15 protein-coding genes are annotated in these 17,465 nt (G+C 63.4%); 6 read left to right on the forward strand and 9 right to left on the reverse strand.

Going from position 1 to position 17,465, the window contains the following annotated elements; all coding sequences use genetic code 11:
- The 4 genes from MESS4_RS01280 to MESS4_RS01295 all read left to right on the forward strand — a co-directional run bounded on the left by MESS4_RS01280 (position 1) and on the right by MESS4_RS01295 (position 5,365).
- Positions 1 to 1,164: an acyl-CoA dehydrogenase gene (locus tag MESS4_RS01280; RefSeq protein ID WP_006325541.1), complete on the forward strand. Its 1,164-nt coding sequence runs from the start codon at positions 1 to 3 to the stop codon at positions 1,162 to 1,164.
- A gap of 186 nt (positions 1,165 to 1,350) precedes the next feature.
- On the forward strand, positions 1,351 to 3,429 hold the full coding sequence (locus tag MESS4_RS01285) for an acetate--CoA ligase family protein (protein ID WP_006325542.1): 2,079 nt from the start codon (positions 1,351 to 1,353) through the stop codon (positions 3,427 to 3,429).
- Positions 3,422 to 4,204, forward strand: coding sequence for a carnitinyl-CoA dehydratase (locus MESS4_RS01290; protein ID WP_006325543.1), 783 nt, complete (start codon positions 3,422 to 3,424; stop codon positions 4,202 to 4,204). The genes MESS4_RS01285 and MESS4_RS01290 overlap by 8 nt, the downstream gene beginning before the upstream one ends.
- 219 nt (positions 4,205 to 4,423) lie before the next feature.
- The gene (locus tag MESS4_RS01295) at positions 4,424 to 5,365 is read left to right on the forward strand and encodes an alpha/beta hydrolase (protein ID WP_006325546.1); all 942 of its coding nucleotides are present in this window, start codon (positions 4,424 to 4,426) and stop codon (positions 5,363 to 5,365) included.
- Between the two features lie 4 nt (positions 5,366 to 5,369).
- On the opposite strand, the gene MESS4_RS01300 is transcribed toward MESS4_RS01295, so the two are convergent.
- The 5 genes from MESS4_RS01300 to MESS4_RS01320 form a co-directional block, all read right to left on the reverse strand.
- Positions 5,370 to 7,025, reverse strand: a complete 1,656-nt coding sequence (locus MESS4_RS01300) for an FAD-binding dehydrogenase (RefSeq protein WP_006325548.1) — start codon at positions 7,023 to 7,025, stop codon at positions 5,370 to 5,372.
- A gap of 80 nt (positions 7,026 to 7,105) precedes the next feature.
- A complete protein-coding gene (locus tag MESS4_RS01305) occupies positions 7,106 to 8,092 on the reverse strand; it encodes a Gfo/Idh/MocA family oxidoreductase (RefSeq protein ID WP_006325550.1) in 987 nt (328 codons plus the stop codon).
- A gap of 314 nt (positions 8,093 to 8,406) precedes the next feature.
- The gene (locus MESS4_RS01310) at positions 8,407 to 8,982 is read right to left on the reverse strand and encodes a YceI family protein (protein ID WP_006325551.1); all 576 of its coding nucleotides are present in this window, start codon (positions 8,980 to 8,982) and stop codon (positions 8,407 to 8,409) included.
- A gap of 67 nt (positions 8,983 to 9,049) precedes the next feature.
- Positions 9,050 to 9,628, reverse strand: a complete 579-nt coding sequence (locus MESS4_RS01315; protein WP_006325555.1) for a cytochrome b — start codon at positions 9,626 to 9,628, stop codon at positions 9,050 to 9,052.
- Between the two features lie 28 nt (positions 9,629 to 9,656).
- Positions 9,657 to 10,547 carry a LysR family transcriptional regulator gene (locus tag MESS4_RS01320; protein ID WP_006325557.1) on the reverse strand — a complete coding sequence of 297 codons (891 nt, stop codon included), beginning with the start codon at positions 10,545 to 10,547 and terminating at the stop codon, positions 9,657 to 9,659.
- Positions 10,548 to 10,643: 96 nt separating this feature from the next.
- On the opposite strand from MESS4_RS01320, the gene MESS4_RS01325 reads away from it, so the two are divergent.
- Together MESS4_RS01325 and MESS4_RS33160 are read left to right on the forward strand one after the other, a co-directional pair.
- Complete coding sequence (locus tag MESS4_RS01325) at positions 10,644 to 11,639, forward strand: aldo/keto reductase (protein WP_006325561.1); 996 nt, start codon at positions 10,644 to 10,646, stop codon at positions 11,637 to 11,639.
- Positions 11,640 to 11,865: 226 nt separating this feature from the next.
- Positions 11,866 to 12,429 (forward strand): hypothetical protein, encoded by a 564-nt coding sequence (locus MESS4_RS33160; protein WP_157385494.1) that lies wholly within the window; start codon positions 11,866 to 11,868, stop codon positions 12,427 to 12,429.
- Positions 12,430 to 12,840: 411 nt separating this feature from the next.
- On the opposite strand, the gene MESS4_RS01330 is transcribed toward MESS4_RS33160, so the two are convergent.
- Genes MESS4_RS01330 through pheS form a run of 4 tightly spaced genes read right to left on the reverse strand, consistent with a single transcriptional unit; the run spans position 12,841 to position 17,395 of the window.
- Positions 12,841 to 13,443: a nucleotidyltransferase family protein gene (locus MESS4_RS01330; RefSeq protein ID WP_006325570.1), complete on the reverse strand. Its 603-nt coding sequence runs from the start codon at positions 13,441 to 13,443 to the stop codon at positions 12,841 to 12,843.
- A gap of 39 nt (positions 13,444 to 13,482) precedes the next feature.
- Entirely contained in the window at positions 13,483 to 15,891 is a 2,409-nt protein-coding gene (gene pheT / locus MESS4_RS01335; protein WP_006325572.1) for a phenylalanine--tRNA ligase subunit beta, read from the reverse strand.
- Positions 15,888 to 16,313: a GFA family protein gene (locus MESS4_RS01340; RefSeq protein ID WP_006325575.1), complete on the reverse strand. Its 426-nt coding sequence runs from the start codon at positions 16,311 to 16,313 to the stop codon at positions 15,888 to 15,890. The genes pheT and MESS4_RS01340 overlap by 4 nt, the downstream gene beginning before the upstream one ends.
- The gene (gene pheS, locus MESS4_RS01345) at positions 16,310 to 17,395 is read right to left on the reverse strand and encodes a phenylalanine--tRNA ligase subunit alpha (protein ID WP_036240409.1); all 1,086 of its coding nucleotides are present in this window, start codon (positions 17,393 to 17,395) and stop codon (positions 16,310 to 16,312) included. The genes MESS4_RS01340 and pheS overlap by 4 nt, the downstream gene beginning before the upstream one ends.
- Between the last annotated feature and the right edge of the window lie 70 nt (positions 17,396 to 17,465).

Genomic DNA, 17,465 nt, shown 5'->3' on the forward strand with positions numbered 1-17,465 from the left:
ATGGATTTCGGTCTTTCGGAGGAACAGAAGCTCATCGTCGAGACGACGCGGGCGTTCGTCGAGAACGAGCTTTACCCGCATGAGCTCGAGGTGGAACGCACCGGCGTGCTGCGGCGCGAGCTGATCGAGGAGGTCAAGGCCAAGGCGATCGAAGCCGGTCTCTATGCCGCCAACATGCCGGCGGATGTCGGCGGCGCGGGGCTGGATACGGTGACCTGGCTGCTCTACGAGAAAGAGCTCGGCCGCGCCAATTACGCGCTGCACTGGACCTGCGTGGCGCGTCCCTCCAACATCCTTCTGGCCGGCACGCCGGAGCAGCGGGAAAAGTATCTGTTCCCTTGCATTCGCGGCGAGAAGTGGGATTGCCTGGCGATGACCGAGCCGGGCGCCGGCTCCGACCTGCGCGGCATGAAGGCAACGGCGGTGCAGGACGGCGACGACTGGGTGCTGAACGGCACCAAGCATTTCATCAGCCACGCCGACCTTGCCGATTTCGCCATCGTCTTCATGGCTTCGGGCGAAGAAGAGACGCCGCGCGGCAAGCGCAAGAAGATCACCGCCTTCTTCGTCGACAAGGGCACCAAGGGTTTTACGGTGCGCGACGGCTACCGCAACGTCTCGCATCGCGGCTACACCAACGCCATCCTCGAATTCGACGATTGCCGCTTGCCGGCGAGCCAGGTTCTGGGCGAGGTGCACAAGGGCTTCGAGGTCGCCAATTCATGGCTGGGCGCGACGCGCCTGCAGGTCGGCGCCACTTGCCTTGGTCGGGCCGAGCGGGCGCTTGGCCACGCCATCGAGTATGCCGCGCAGCGCCAGCAGTTCGGCCAGCAGATCGGCAAGTTCCAGGGCGTGTCGTTCAAGCTCGCCGATATGGCAACTGAACTGAAAGCGGCCGACCTGATGGTGTTCGAAGCCGGCTGGAAGTACGATCAGGGCACCGTCACCGATCAGGACATGGCCATGGCCAAGCTGAAGGCCACAGAAATGCTCGCCTTCGTCGCCGACGAGGCGATCCAGATCCATGGCGGGATGGGGCTGATGGACGATCTGCCGCTGGAGCGCATCTGGCGCGACGCCCGCGTCGAGCGCATCTGGGAAGGCACGTCGGAAATCCAGCGCCACATCATTTCGCGGGCGCTGCTGCGCGCGGTTGGGGGTTGACCAGCGCAATGTTTGCATTCCTTCCCACCCCCCTCTGTCCTTCCGGACATCTCCCCCTCAAGGGGGGAGATCAGCCGGCACTTTCGATTTCGCCAATCGCCACCGTTGCAGGACTTGGGCCAACGGTGAAGCTGCCCATCTCCCCCCTTGAGGGGGAGATGCCCGGCAGGGCAGAGGGGGGTGTTCATGCACAAGCTTGAACGCCTTCTGCGGCCGAAGTCGATCGCCGTGTTCGGCGGCGCGCAGGCGGCCGCCGTCGTCGCGCAATCGATCAAGATGGGCTTTGCCGGCGAAATCTGGCCGGTCCACCCGACCAAGGACGAGGTCGCCGGCCGCAAGGCCTATCGCTCCGTGGCCGATTTGCCCGGTGCGCCCGACGCAGCCTTTGTCGGCGTCAACCGGCATCTCACCATCGAGGTGGTCAAGGCGCTGGCCGAACGCGGCGCCGGCGGCGCGGTCTGTTTTGCCGCCGGCTTCCTCGAGACGGAAGCTTATGACGAGGACGGCGAGCGGCTGCAGGCCGAGTTGGTCGCCGCCGCCGGCCAGATGCCGATCATCGGGCCGAACTGCTACGGCCTGATCAACTATGCCGACGGCGCGCTGTTGTGGCCGGATCAGCATGGCGGCATCAGGCTGGCCGAGAGCGGCAAGGGTGTGGCCATCATCACCCAGTCGTCCAACATCGCCATCAACATGACGATGCAGAAACGCGGCCTGCCGATCGCCTTTCTGATGACGGCCGGCAATCAGGCACAGACCGGGCTTTCCGAAATGGCGCTTGGCCTGATCGAGGACGACCGCGTCACTTCGCTCGGGCTGCACATCGAGGCGTTCGATTCGGTAGCCGGCTTTGAAAGACTGGCGGCGCGGGCGCGCGAGTTGAAAAAGCCGATCATCGCCATGAAGGTCGGCCGCTCCGAACAGGCGCGGCAAGCGACGGTGTCGCATACCGCATCGCTGGCCGGCTCCGACGCCGCCTCCGGCGCGTTCCTGAAGCGGCTCGGCATCGCGCGTGTCGATTCCATCCCCGCCTTCATCGAGGCGCTGAAGCTGTTGCACGTCACCGGCCCCCTGCCCGGCTACCTTCTGTCGTCGATGAGCTGTTCGGGCGGCGAGGCATCGGTGATGGCCGACAGCGCCGAGGGCCGCTGGGTGAATTTCCCCGTGCTCACCGACAAGCACCGCGCCCATGTCAAGTCGACGCTCGGCCCGCTGGTCGCGGTCGCCAACCCGTTGGACTATCACACCTTCATCTGGAACAACGAGCCGGCGATGACCGCCACCTTCACCGCCATGGTGTCGGGCGGCTTCGACCTCAACATGCTGGTGCTCGACTTCCCGCGCCCCGACCGCTGCTCGGTCACCGACTGGTGGGCGACGCTGCGCGCCTTCGAATCGGCGCTGAAGACCAACAAGGCGCACGGCGCGATCGTCTCTTCGCTGCCGGAGAACCTGCCGGAGGAATACACCGCCGAGCTGATGGCGCGCGGCATGGTGCCGTTGTTCGGTATTTCCGAGGCTCTGGACGCCGCCCAGGCGGCCGCTTTCATCGGCTGGGCGTGGCGCGAGCCGCAGGCGCAACCCATCGACACGTCAGCCTCCGGCGCGCCGGCCGGCGATCATGTCACGCCCGACGAGGCCGAAGCGAAAGCGCGGTTGATTGGGGCCGGGCTTTCCGTCCCCAAGGGCGAACGCGCCGGCAATGCGGTCGAGGCGGTGATTTCCTCGATGGCGCTCGGTTTTCCGGTGGCGCTGAAGGCGCTGGGCGTCACCCACAAATCCGAACTCGGCGCGGTGCGGCTCAACCTCAAGGATGCCGAATCCGTCAGTGCTGCCGCCCATGATCTCTTGCCGCTCGGCTCCGGCCTCTATGTCGAGCGCATGGTGCGCGACGGCGTCGCCGAACTGATCGTCGGCTTCACCCGCGACCCGATGTTCGGCGCGGTGATGACGCTTGGCACCGGCGGTGTGCTGGTCGAGCTGCTGCGCGACAGCGTCACGCTGATGCTGCCGGCGACCCGCGACGATGTCGAGGCGGCGCTGCGCGGCCTGAAACTGTTCCCGCTGCTCGAAGGCTATCGCGGCCGGCCCAAGGCCGATGTCGCGGCGGCCATCGACGCCATAGCGGGCATTGCCTCCTTCGTGCAGAAGAATGCCGGCGAGATCGAGGAACTCGACATCAATCCGCTGATCGTCTGCGCGCAAGGCAAAGGCGCCTGGATCGCCGACGCGCTGCTGGTGCTGGGAGAGAAGAAGCATGTCTGACGTCATTTCGACCCGCCGCGAGGGCACGATCCTCGAAGTCACGCTCGACCGGCCCAAGGCCAACGCCATCGACCTGAAGACGTCGCGGCTGATGGGCGAAACGTTCAAGGCATTCCGCGATGACCCGGAGCTGCGCGTCGCCATCGTCAAGACCGCCGGCGACAAGTTCTTCTGCGCCGGCTGGGATCTCAAGGCCGCGGCCGGCGGCGATGCGGTCGACGGCGACTATGGCGTCGGCGGGTTCGCCGGGCTGCAGGAGTTGCGCGACCTCAACAAGCCGGTCATCGCCTGCGTCAACGGCATGGCCGTCGGCGGCGGCTTCGAACTGGCGCTGTCCTGCGACTTGATCTACGCGTCGGACCATTCCTCCTTCGCGCTGCCCGAAATCCGCGCCGGCACTTTGGCCGATGCGGCGACGATCAAATTGCCGAAGCGCATCCCCTATCACGTCGCCATGGACCTCTTGCTCACCGGCCGCTGGATGGATGTCGCCGAGGCGCATCGCTGGGGCCTGGTCAACGAAGTGCTGCCCAAGGAAAAGCTCGAGGAGCGCGTCTGGGAGATTGCCCGCCTGCTCGCCGGCGGCCCGCCGCTGGTCTTCGCGGCGATCAAGGAGACGGCTCGGATTGCCGAGGCACTGACCTTCCAGGATGCGATGAACAAGGTGACGCGCCGGCAGCTGTCGACCGTCGATGCGCTGTACGGCTCCGAGGACAATATGGAAGGTTTTCGCGCATTCGCCGAAAAGCGCGACCCGGTGTGGAAGGGAAAGTGACACCGCGGAGATGATGGCGTTCCGTCACACCCCCCTCTGTCCTGCCGGACATCTCCCCCGCAAGGGGGGAGATTGGCAGCTTCAGGCCCGGCGCCTTTTCTCCAACGCTGAAAATTGGCGAAAGCAGGCGCGACATCCAATCTCCCCCCTTGCGGGGGAGATGGCCGGCAGGCCAGAGGGGGGTGTCCAGGCTCAACCTTGGCAGCCCATCCAGCACCCATGACCGACTACGCAAAGCTCATCGACGCCGAGACCTGGGCCTTCATCGAGCGGACCAATTCCTATTATCCGCCGGATACGATCGACTACACGATCGCGCAGCAGCGCGATATCTACGACCGCATGTGCCGCGAGTTCTTTGCCGGCTATCCCCATGGTGTCACCGCGGAAACCAGCGCCATCGCCACGCCTTCGCACGCCATCCCGATCCGCATCTACCGGACGCCGGCGCCGGAAGCGGCGGCGATGGTGCTGTATTTCCATGGCGGCGGGTTTATCCTCGGTGGGCTGGACAGCCATGACGACGTCTGCGCCGAGCTTTGTGCCCGCACTGGCTTTGAGGTGGTTTCGGTCGACTACCGGCTGGCGCCGGAACACCTTCACCCGGCCGCCTTCGATGATGCCATCAGCGCCTTCGAATGGGCTGCTACCACTTACAAGCGGCCGATCCTGCTGTGCGGCGACAGTGCCGGCGGCAATCTCTGCGCCTCCGTCAGCCATGCGACGCGCGGCCATGCGCGCAAGCCGATCGGCCAAATTGTGATCTATCCCAGCCTCGGCGGCGACCGCTCGCAAGGGTCTTACGTCACCCATGCCGAAGCGCCGATGCTAACCATGCGGGACCTCGAATTCTACAAGACTATCCGCACTGGCGGTGTGGACCGAACCGGCGACATCACGCTGTCACCACTTGCCGACGCCGATTTTGCCAATCTGCCGCCGAGCGTGCTGATCACCGCCGAATGCGACCCGCTGTCGTCCGACGGCGAGGCCTATCGCGACCGCATCCTGGCGGCGGGCGGGCACGCCACTTGGTTCGAGGAGCCGGGGCTGGTGCATGGTTATCTCAGGGCCAGGCATACGGTCGGCCGGGCACGATCGAGCTTTACCCGGATCGCCGAAGCGGTGTCGGCTCTGGGACGGGGCGAATGGATCTGGTGAGGGGCTAACCTACGGTGCGCGCCGCCCGGCCGGCGCTGCGGCCGGAGAAAATACAGCCGCCGAGAAACGTGCCTTCCAGCGCCGCATAGCCATGCATGCCGCCGCCGCCGAAACCTGAGACCTCGCCCACGGCATAGAGCCCTTCGACCGGCTGGCCGTCGGCGTCCAGCACACGGCTGTCGAGGTCGGTCTGCAATCCGCCCAACGTCTTGCGGGTCAGGATGTTGAGCCGGACCGCGATCAGCGGACCATTCGCCGGGTCCAACATTTTGTGCGGCCTTGCCATGCGGATCAGCTTGTCGCCGAGATAGGCCCGCGCGCCGCGCAGCGCGGTGATCTGCATGTCCTTGGAGAATGGATTGTCGAGCTGCCGGTCGCGGGCGCGGATCTCGCGCTCGACCTGGGCCAGCTCAAGCAGCGGCTCGCCGCCGGCCAGCGCGTTCATGCGGGCAACCAGTGCCGGCAAATCAGGCTCGACGATGAAATCCTCGCCCTTCTCCATGAATGCCTTGACCGGGCCAGGAATGCCTGACGTGGCGCGGCCGAGCACCTGGCGCCAGCTCTTGCCCGTCAAATCGGGGTTCTGCTCGGAGCCCGACAGCGCGAACTCCTTCTGGATGATCTTTTTGGTCAGGATGAACCAGGAATAGTCGAAGCCCGTCGCCATGATGTGGCTGAGCGTGCCTAGTGTGTCGAAGCCGGGATAGAGCGGCACCGGCAGGCGTTTGCCGCGTGCATCGAGCCACAGCGAAGACGGGCCGGGCAGGATGCGGATGCCATGGCCGGTCCACAGTGGCGCCCAGTTCTTGATGCCCTCGACATAGTGCCACATGCGGTCGCGGTTGATGACCCTGCCGCCGGCTTCCTCGGTGATCGCCAGCATGCGGCCGTCGACATGGTCGGGAACGCCGCTGATCATGCGCCGCGGCGGCGCGCCCAGCCGCTGTGGCCAGTTCTTGCGGACAAGCTCGTGATTGGCGCCAATGCCGCCGGAGGCGACGATGACCGCTTGCGCCTTCAGTTCGAAATCGCCTGAAATGTCGCGCGAGCTCTTGCGGCCACGTTCGACATCGCTTGGCGCGAGTATGTCGCCGCGCACGCCGGTTACAACGGCGCCCGCCCGGAGCAGTTCGTTGACCCGGTGACGGAATTTGAAGCGGATCAGCCCTTGGCTTTCGGCCTCGCGCACGCGCTGGACGAAAGGTTCGAGCACGCCGGGGCCGGTGCCCCAGGTGATATGGAAGCGCGGCACGGAATTGCCGGGACCGACGGCATTGCCGCCGCCGCGCTCGGCCCAGCCGACCACCGGAAAGAATTTTATGCCACGTTCGATTAGCCAGGAACGTTTCTCGCCGGCGGCAAAGCCTATATAGGCCTCGGCCCAGCGGCGCGGCCAGAAATCCTCCGGCCGGTCGAAGGCGGCGGTGCCCAGCCAGTCCTCCAGCGCGAGGTCATGCGAGTCGCGGATGCGCATGCGCCGCTGTTCGGGCGAATCGACGAGGAAGAGGCCGCCGAACGACCAGAACGCCTGGCCGCCAAGCGATTGCTCCGGCTCCTGGTCGAGGATAATGGTCTTCTTGCCGGCTTCGGCGAGTTCCGCCGCGGCGACCAGCCCGGCAAGGCCGGTGCCGACCACGATCACGTCCGCATCGTCAGGCATTTTGTTGGACCATGACCTTTTCCGAAAACCGGTTCCCACTTTTCGCTGACGCGGACCTTCGGTTCGGGATCATGGTCAGCCTAAACCTGCTCCCAGCCTTCCTTCTCGCCGGCGCGGAAGATGGCGTCGATGACCTTCTGGTTGAGCACGGATTCTTCCAGCGTGAAGACGCGGTCCTTGCCGCCCTGCGCCGCCCGCGCGAAGGCCTCGACCTCCAGCCGGTACTGCTGCGTGCCGGGGAAGCGGAACACCTGCGCCTCACTGTGGTTCTGGTTGTGCAGCTCGATGCGATGATGGTCGTAGAGCCCCGCATTGAACGGCGAGAACACTTCGATAAAACCCTTCTCGCCGTGGAACACCATCACCTGCCGCGCCGCCATTTGCGTCGACAGATAGAAGGACAGTTCGAAGTCGCCGAAATCGGCGCGGATCGAGGAATAGATGTCGGTGCCGAATTTCTTGTCGCGCTCGATGGTCGCTTGCACCCGCAGCGGCTCCTTGCCCGTCGAAAAGCGCGTCGACACCGTCGGATAGACGCCGATGTCGGGCAGCGCGCCGCCGCCAAGGTCGAGCTGGTTGCGCATGTTGGTGGGATCGACATTGTAATAGGAGAACGCGCCCTGGACATGGCGCAGCCGGCCGATGGCGCCGCTGGCGATGAGTTCGCGCACCTTGATCCATTGCGGATGGTAGATGACCATGAAGGCCTCGCAGACCAGCACCTTCCTGGCGTCACGCAGCTTGATCAGCGGCGGAATGTCCTTGGCATCGAGCGCCAAGGGCTTTTCGACCAGGACATGTTTTCCCGCCTCGATCGCCTTGGCCGTCCATTCGACATGCTGCGAGGTCGGCAATGGGATGTAGACGCCATCGACCTCCTTGGAGGCGAGCAGTTCCTCATAGGAGCCAAAGGCATGGCGCGCACCGAAGCGCTCGGCCAGCGCACGCGCTTTCGACACATCGCGGCTGGCAACCGCCGACAAAACGCCGTTTTCCGCCTCGACCATCGCGGGCAAAAGATGCTCGCGGCCGATCTTGGCCGTCGACAAAACACCCCATCGGAACATCAGGCTTCCTCCATCTCGATTGCAGGACTGGAGGTTTGCCCGAATTCAGGAGAAAAGCCAATCAGAGCCTTCGTCATTCTCGGGCTTGACCCGAGGATCCATGCCGCGACTTCAGCCGAAGAATGCAGCGAAACAGAATTCTGAACCGTCACGACGCCTTGATGTCACGGCATGGATCCTGGGGTCTGCGCCGCGTCGCTTCGCTCCTTGCTCCGCCCCAGGATGACGACGGGAGAGATGTCTTTGCCAATCGCGAAGGTGTGCGATCTGCCAAACGACGGTAACAAATCCGTCAAACCCACTACGCAGGACGCTCAGCCCCTTCTACCCGTCAGCGTCATGTCGAAGTCGACGACATTGGAATAGATCGGCGTGCCGACATCCATGCCGTAACGCGACCTGAGCACCTTGCCGGTGACGCGGAACTTTATCGTGCCGGCCTTGAGGCCGCCAAGTTCGGCCGTGAACTTTTCCGGAAAGGTCTTGCCGCGCGCCGTCAGCCGGCCGGTGACAAGCGCCGACGTGTCGCCGGTTCGTTTGACGCTGGTCGAGCGGAACTGGATTTCCGGACTGTTGGCCGCATCGAAGACGGCGTCGGAGCGCAGGAAGGCGTCGATGCGGCTCTGGCCGGTGCCGACGCTTTCGGGAAAGATGGTGAAGTTGACCTCGGAGCGCCCGACATCGCTGTTGTCGATGCGAATCGAACCCTTGAAGCGGGCGAAGGCGCCGTCGAGCCCGCCGCCGCCAACCTTGCCGATGGAGAAACGGATGCTGGAACTCGCCGGACTGATCGTATAGCTGCCGGCGGCGTCGCTGAGCGCGACCGCCGCGGAAACAGGCATGGCAAGGCAAGCGGCAAGAGCCGCAAATCCGAAGATGCGCGCGTACATGGGTTTTATCCTTCTGGAGACACGCATTGTCAGCGTCCTCGCTCCATGAACGAATGAGCCGCCTGCTCTATTCCGTGCCTCGATCTGACGAAGGCGTGATCATGCGTTTGAGCACCGTGTCCTTCAGCCAGAAATGATGACGTAGCGCAGCCAGCGCATGCAAGGCGACAAGCGCGATGCCGGCATAGGCAAGATACCAATGCGCCGCCGCCCAAAAGCTTTCGGCGGCATCCGATTCGGCCAATGGCAGGTTCGGCATGACGAACAGGTTGAACGGCATGCTGGGGATCTCCAGCATCGAGACCGACACCAGCGCCCAGCCGGACAGCGGCAGCGCAAGCTGAAAGGCGTAAAGCGCAAAATGCGCGAGCGGCGCGGTGCGGCGTTCGAAAGGTCCGACCGAGCGCGGCGGGGCCGGCACTGCATTGCCGAGGCGCCAGGCGATGCGCAGGATCACCAGCCCTAGCAACAGAAAGCCCAGGGATTTGTGCAGCTGGATCAGCTCGAAGGCGGTGCGCTGGCTGGTCAGCCGCACCATGACGAAGCCAAGTCCGAATTGGCCGATGAAGATCAAAGCGATCAACCAGTGAAGAACGATCGCCGCCCAGCCATAGCGGGTCGTGCTGTTGGTGATCGATGTGGACATGGTCGGTGAACGCCGGCGAGCCCGGCTTTCATCCGGCGGTCTTGAAGAAATCGACAAAGGCGCGCAGTGCCGGCCGCATCTGGCGGCGGCTCGGGTAATAGACGAAGAAACCGTCGAAGGGTTGGCACCAGTCCTCCAGCACGCGAATGAGCCTGCCATCGGCAATCGCCTCGCGCACATAGTCCTCGAACAGGAAAGCAAGGCCGGCGCCATCGACCGCCGCATTGGCGATCAGATGGTCCTCGTCGAGGATCAGCGGCCCTTGCACCGCCAGTTCGATCTCCTCGCCATCCTTCTCGAATTCCCAACGGTAGAGGATGCCGCTGGAGAAACGGAAGCGGAGGCAGCGGTGGTCGGCGAGCTCGTGCGGGTGGCGCGGCCTGGGCATGGTCTGGAAATAGGACGGCGCGCCAACCACGGCGCCGCGAATGTCGGGGCCGATGCGCACGGCGATCATGTCGCGCTGCAGGCTCTCGGCGAGCCGCACGCCAGCGTCGAAGCCGCCTTCGACGACGTCGGTGAAGCGGTCCTCGATGACGATCTCGAGCACGATGTCCGGATAGGCCGCGCCAAAGGCGCCGAGCCTTGGCGTCAGCGCCAGATGGGCTGCGGTGCGCGGCACGGTGAGCCTCAGATTGCCGGCCGGCCGGTCGCGCGCCTCGACCGCCGATTCCAGCGCAAGGTCAATCTCCGACAGTGCCGGCCGCAGACGCTCCAGCAATTGCGCGCCCTCGTTCGTCGGGGCGACGCTGCGCGTGCTGCGCGCCAGCAGGCGAACGCCGAGCCGCGCTTCCAGGCTCGAAACCGCGTGGCTGACCGCCGAGGGTGCAATGGCCAACTCCCTGGCGGCACCCCGAAAGCTGCCGCATTGGGCGACGGTTGCCAGCACCGCGAGTTGGGAAAGGTAGCTCCGATTCATTGATCTATCTTTTAGAACAGCCCGTACAAATGAGATCGGATTATCGAACAGGAAGCAAGGCGCTATCTCATTGGCATCATAATAAGGAGACGCGTGATGCAAACCCGCAAGCTTGGTACTGAACTTGATGTTTACCCCGTCGGCCTTGGCTGCATGGGCATGAGCTTCGTCTATGGCGGCCAGGAGGAAAAGGAGTCGATCGCCACGCTGCGCCGCGCCGTCGATATCGGCGTCAATTTCTTCGACACGGCCGAAGTCTATGGCCCTTACGAGAACGAGATCCTGCTCGGCAAGGCGCTGAAGCCGGTCCGCGACCGGGTGACGATCGCGACGAAATTCGGCTTCAGGATCCTCGAAGAAGGCACGGGCATCGATCGTATGGCCGGCGTCGACAGCCGTCCGGAACACGTCAAGGCGGTCGCCGAAGCGTCGCTGAAGCGACTGGGCACCGAGGTGATCGACCTCTACTACCAGCACCGTGTCGATCCCAATGTGCCGATCGAGGACACGGTCGGCGCCATGGCCGAGTTGGTGCGCGAGGGAAAGGTGCGCGCGCTGGGCCTCTCGGAAGCGAGTGCCGCAACCATCCGCCGGGCGCATGCCGTGCATCCGATAGCGGCCGTGCAGAGCGAATATTCGCTGTGGAGCCGCGATCCCGAGGAAGAAGTGTTCGCCGTCTGCCGCGAACTCGGCATCGGCTTTGTCCCCTACAGCCCGCTCGGCCGCGGCCTGCTCACCGGCACCATCGCCAAACCCGAGGCGCTCAGCGCCGACGACTGGCGCCGCGGCTTGCCGCGCTTCCAGGCCGACGCGATGGCAGCCAATGCCAAGGTGATCGCCACACTGGAAAAGCTCGCCGCCGAAAAAGGCGTGACCTCGGCGCAACTGGCACTCGCCTGGGTGCTGCATCAGGGCGATTTCATCGTGCCGATCCCCGGCGCGCGAAAAATCCACCATCTGGAGCAGAACACGGCGGCGGCTGATATCGTGCTGAGCCAGGCCGAGGTGCAGGCCATCGGCGACGCGCTGTCGCCGGACAAAGTGGTTGGCAAGCGCTATACCGAGGAATTGCTGGCGCTGGTCAATGGGTGAACGGCGACCCTAGAAACAATTGAAGAGGGGCGCTTCGGCGTCCCTTTTCGTCGGTCACCTCAGCACACTGCCAATCTAATTCCGCGCATTCCCCTTGAGACGTCGGCTAATGCCTTGAGATTTCTCTGGGCAAACGCTCCTGTTTGTTCTCAAGCATCCATGCCTCTTTTACCTAGGCAAGAATTTATGTTAAGCAAAAAGTATAAATCGTTTGGGGGGAATAAAATTGTCATCAGCTATTTTTACACTTTCCTACGACGGTCAGCTTGCAGATAGAAATCTAATTAACGGTTACGATGCAGCGGCGGCGCTCCGGGGATTCGAACGTTCGCTCGCATTAACAACCCACGCGGTTCTTAATGGCAAAATAATAGTACAGGCGCCCGCTCTAAAGGGAGCAGAAATACTTTTTTCGCCACCCGAGAGGGGGAGTTGGGAGGCGACTGCCTTAGTTGTAGTAGGGGGCATTTGGGCTCTAAATAACGTAAAAAAGGACACTCCGATTGGGCATTTGCTATATTCAGCGTATGACTATGTGATAAAATCAGCAACTGGATCTACGTTAGACTATGATAAGTCGATAAGGGTTCTTATTGAAGAGGCTAGGAATGCCGCGGAAGAAGCCAGTCCAAATTTGGACGTGAATGTTCTCGACGCGGTAATTGAACGCGCTGAGAAATCAATCGAGGAGATCCACCGCCCAATCATTGAATCAGAGACGGCAGAAACTGCCATTATCTCTTTCCAGCACGAACGTGGCCCTGAAGAAAAAATAACTTTAAACCGATAAACGTTTGAATACATATCTCAATCAATAGAGAGAAAAGACCCAGAAACCTCAACAGGAGCTATATCAAGCTACAACATAAATTCGTTTACAGGAAGGATATACGTTCCTGAATTACGAAGAACTGTGCCGTTCCTTTTGAGTGAATCCATACGAAACTCCAAAGAAATCGACAGAATCACGAACAGCCTTCGCTCGAATGCGCTAAAGACAGGCAACGAAACGCTTGAATTTGAAGCAATAGTAACGGAAAGCGTAAGTGGCCGTGTAAAGCGCTATATTATATTTGAGATTTGATAATCGGCTGTAGAAACCTATCCTCTGATTACGGCTCCCGTCTGCTTGTGCAGGCTCTCGACGATGCGTTTTGCCAATGCCTCGAAATCTTTGTCGGGCAACGCCTTCTTGAGCAAGCTACCATGTTACGACTGATATCTCCGGCCAGCTCTCCTTGGCCCGCGCCCCTTTGGTCTCGTGCGTCTGCCGGTTGTCCATCACCCGGTTCGGGGTGATGCGAAACGAGAAGATGTCGTCGAGGCCGAACGGCGCCACCAATTGGAGCTGGCCGTCATTGTCCATGCGGACGCCGACAGCGTGGGTCCGAGAGGCGAAATAGCTGAGCGAGTGGCTGGAGCTCGTATAGCGGGGGCAGGTTCGTCCGAACTTGAGGGGATACCACAGATGCACCCGCGCCTGATTGCGGATCTCGACCGGCAGCGGCAGGCCGGCGAAGACTGGAGCGGCGCGGGCGATCACTCCGTCCTCGGCTTCATAGGACAAGTCGCTCTCGTCGAAATAGAACAGGTCGACATCCCTGATGCCGTAGCCTGATGGCTTTCCCGTCAGATGGTTCCAGACGCTGTTGTAGAGCACGCCTGAGACAACCAGCCAATCGGGCAAATCGAGCGCGCGCGCCCGCGCCAGCGTCTCGCCGAGTAGAGGGTCGGCGGAGACGACGTCGAGAAAGGCCGTCCGTTGCCTTTCAAGGGAGAGCCCGGAATAGCACAAATGGTCCATCGCCTGTTGGAAGGCGATTCGCCACCCGACGGCAATCCCTTAAGCCCTGAGCACGCCACCCGTCTGCTTGCCGACGTTCTCGACGATGCGCTTAGCCAGCGCCTCGAAATCCTCGTCGGTCAGCGTCTTCTCGACCGGCTGGATCGACACTTCGATCGCGATCGACTTCTTGGCCGCACCCAGCGACGCCCCTTCAAAGACGTCGAAGACCGAGACACCGGTGATCAGCTTCTTGTCGGCGGCAAGGGCGGCGCGAACCAGCGTGCCGGCCTCGACCGCTCTGTCGACGACGAACGCGAAATCGCGCTTGACCGCCTGGAAGGCAGACAGCTCCAGCTTCGGCTTGGTTTTCGTCGGCTTGGCCTTCGGCTCGGGCACGGCGTCGACAAAGACCTCGAAACCGCAGAGCGGGCCTGAGACGTCAAGCCCTTCCAGCGTCCTTGGATGGAACTCGCCGAACGTGCCCAAAACGACCTTCGGCCCGAGCTTGATCGTGCCGGAACGGCCGGGATGATACCAGGCCGGGCCGCCGGCCTCGATCTGCAGCCGCTCGACCGGCGCGCCGCAGGCTTCAAGCGCTGCGATCGCGTCGGCCTTGGCGTCGAACACGCCGACCGGAGCTGAATTGCCGGCCCAGTTGCGGCCGGAGCCGTCGAGCTTGGCGGTGCCGCGCCTGATCCCGGCGGCGACGCGCCGCTGCTGGTCTGCACCATCGCCCTCATAGGTGCCCGAGACTTCGAACAGCGCGACATCGCCGATGCCCTTGTCGGCATTGCGCTGCGCCGCCGCGATCAGGCCGGGGAGCAGCGAGGGCCGCATGTCGGACATGTCGGCGGCGATCGGGTTGGCGAGCTTCAGCGCCGTCTGGCCGCCGCCGAACAGTTCCGCGTGTCTGGCCGGTATGAACGACCAGGTGACAGCCTCCATCATGCCGCGCACGGCGAGTGCGCGCTTGGCCGTGCGGGTGCGGATCTGCAGCGTCGTCAGGATTTTTGCGTTGACCGCGTCATGGGCGCCGAGTGGCTGGGGCGCGATGTTGTCGACGCCATGGATGCGCATCACCTCCTCGACCAGATCGGCCTTGCCGTCGACATCCGGCCGCCAGGACGGCACCTTCACGTCGACGATGTCGCCCGAGCCCTGCGGCTCGAAGCCGAGGCGCGACAGGATGTCGAGGCTTTCCGTTCTGGGCACCTCGATGCCGGTCAGGCGCTTCACTTCCGACAGCGGGAAGGAAACGATCTTCGGCGTGTGGCCGGCATAGCCGACGACTTCGGTCTCCGTCGGCGTGCCGCCACAGAAATCGAGCACCAGTCTGGTCGCCAGATCCAGGCCGGGGACCATGAATTCGGGGTCGACGCCACGCTCGAAGCGGTAGCGCGCATCGGTGATGATGCCGAGCGTGCGGCCGGTGCGTGCCGTGGCGATCGGATCCCAGAGCGCGGATTCGATCAGCACGTCGGTGGTGCTCTCGTCGCAGCCGGAATGTTCGCCGCCCATGATGCCGGCGATCGATTCGACGCCATCCTGGTCAGCGATCACGCACATCTCCGGCGTCAGCGTGTATTCGCGGCCGTCGAGCGCCTGTACCTTCTCGCCGTCGCGCGCGCGGCGAACGACAAGATTGCCGTTGACCTTTTTCGCATCGAACACATGCAGCGGCCGGCCGCGGTCGAAGGTGACATAGTTGGTGATGTCGACCAGCGCGCTGATCGGCCGAAGCCCGATGGCGATCAGCCTTTGCTGCAGCCATTTCGGCGACGGGCCGTTCTTGACACCGCGCACGAGGCGCAGCGCGAAGCCGGGGCAGAGTTCAGGCGCCTCGATCGTCACTTTGACCGGCGTTTCGACCTTGCCGGAGATCAGTTCCACCGGCGCGGTCTTCAATGTGCCAAGGCCGCTTGCCGCGAGGTCACGGGCGATGCCATGGACACTTGTGGCGTCCGGCCGGTTCGGCGTCAGATTGATCTCGATCACCGGATCGTCGAGATGGGCATAGGCGGCGAAGCTGGCGCCGACCGGCGCATCGGCGGGCAGGTCGATGATGCCATTGTGCTCGTCCGACAGTTCCAGCTCGCGCTCGGAGCACATCATGCCGTGGCTCTCGACGCCGCGTATCTTGCCGACGGTCAGCGTCACGTCGATGCCGGGAATATAGGTGCCGGGCGCCGCGAAAGCGCCGATCAGGCCCGCGCGGGCGTTTGGCGCGCCACACACCACTTGCACCGGCGCATTGCCGTCACCGGTATCGACGGTGAGCACGCGCAGCCGGTCGGCGTCGGGATGCTGTATCGCCGTCAGCACCTTGGCGATGACGAAGGGTTTCAGGCCAGCCTTGTCGTCGACATGTTCGACTTCGAGGCCGATCGAGGTCAGCCGCTCGACGATCTCCGCCAACGAGGCGTCGGTGTCGAGATGATCCTTGAGCCAGGAGAGGGTGAGTTTCATGACTGTGTTCCGTCTGATGGCCTTGGCACGCTGGTCCTAAGATGTCTCGGCAAGTCGTCCGGCATGTGCAGGAAGGGAAGCTGCTCGCTGACATAGGCATGGTGCGTCGGCCTGAAATCAGCCGGCATGTCCATGGCGCCGAGCATGAAATAGATGTGGTCTTCCAGCCGCTCGTCGACATAGGCGATCGGCGAGCCGCAGATGCCGCAGAAGGAGCGCGTCACCGGCCCGTTCTCGAACATCTTCAGCGCCTTGCCGGTGAAGGCGACCTGATCGGTCATGAAGCCGACAAAGGCCGATACCGGCGCGCCGCTGGCCCGCCGGCAATCGCCGCAATGGCAATAGCTGATGTGGTGCGGTTCGGCCAAGGCCTCGAACCGCACGGCGCCGCAGCGGCAGCCGCCGGCGTGCGGCGCTGTCATGTGCTCAATCCTCCGAACAGCGTCGGCATGTCGAGCGGCCTGAAACCGTAATGCGACAGCCAGCGCACGTCGGCATCGAAAAAGGCGCGCAGGTCCGGCATGCCGTATTTCAGCATGGCGATGCGGTCGATGCCCATGCCCCAGGCAAAGCCCTGGTATTCGTCCGGGTCGAGCCCGCCATGGCGCAGCACATTGGGATGCACCATGCCGCAGCCGAGGATCTCCATCCAGTCGGAGCCTTCGCCGAAGCGCACTTCGCCCGGCCGCGACCGGTCGCATTGAATATCGACCTCGAGGCTGGGCTCGGTGAACGGGAAGAAGGACGGGCGGAAGCGCATCTTGACCTGGGGCACCTCGAAGAAGGCCTTGCAGAACTCCTCCAGCACCCACTTCATGTTGGCGACATTGGCCGTCCTGTCGATCACCAGCCCCTCGACCTGATGGAACATCGGCGAGTGAGTGGCATCGGAATCCTGACGGTAGGTCTTGCCCGGAATGACGATGCGGATCGGCGGCTTCTGCCGCTCCATGGTGCGGATCTGCACCGGCGAGGTGTGGGTGCGCAAAAGCTTGCGCTCGCCCTTCTCGTCCGGCTGGAAGAAGAAGGTGTCGTGCATCTCGCGCGCCGGGTGTCCCTCGGGGAAATTCAGCGCGGTGAAATTGTAATGGTCGGTCTCGATATCGGGGCCTTCGGCGATGGCGAAACCGAGGTCGCCGAAGATCGCGGCGATCTCGTCGACGACCTGGCTGATCGGATGGATGCGGCCGCGCTCGGCCGGCGACTGCCGCACCGGCAGCGTTACGTCGACGGTCTCGGCAGCGAGCCTGGCGGTGATCGCCACATCCTTCAGCTCGGCCCGGCGTGCGGAAAGCGCCTCGGTGACGCGGTTCTTGAGGCCGTTGATCGCCGGACCCTTGAGCTGGCGCTCCTCGGCGCTCATCGCGCCGAGCGTCTTCAGCATTTCGGAGACCGAGCCCTTCTTGCCGAGCGCCGAAACGCGCACGGCTTCGATGGCCTGCTCGTCGGCCGCCGACGCAATGTCGGCCATAAGGGAATTCTCTAGAGTTTCCATATCGCTCATATTCCGGGCCCGATGGGAAGCAAAGAAAAACCCGCGCCAGCCGTGCCAGCGCGGGTTCCCCAAATCAGAA

Origin of the sequence: Mesorhizobium sp. STM 4661, from assembly GCF_000359125.1 — a bacterium.
In the GTDB taxonomy this organism is placed as follows: Bacteria; Pseudomonadota; Alphaproteobacteria; order Rhizobiales; family Rhizobiaceae; genus Mesorhizobium.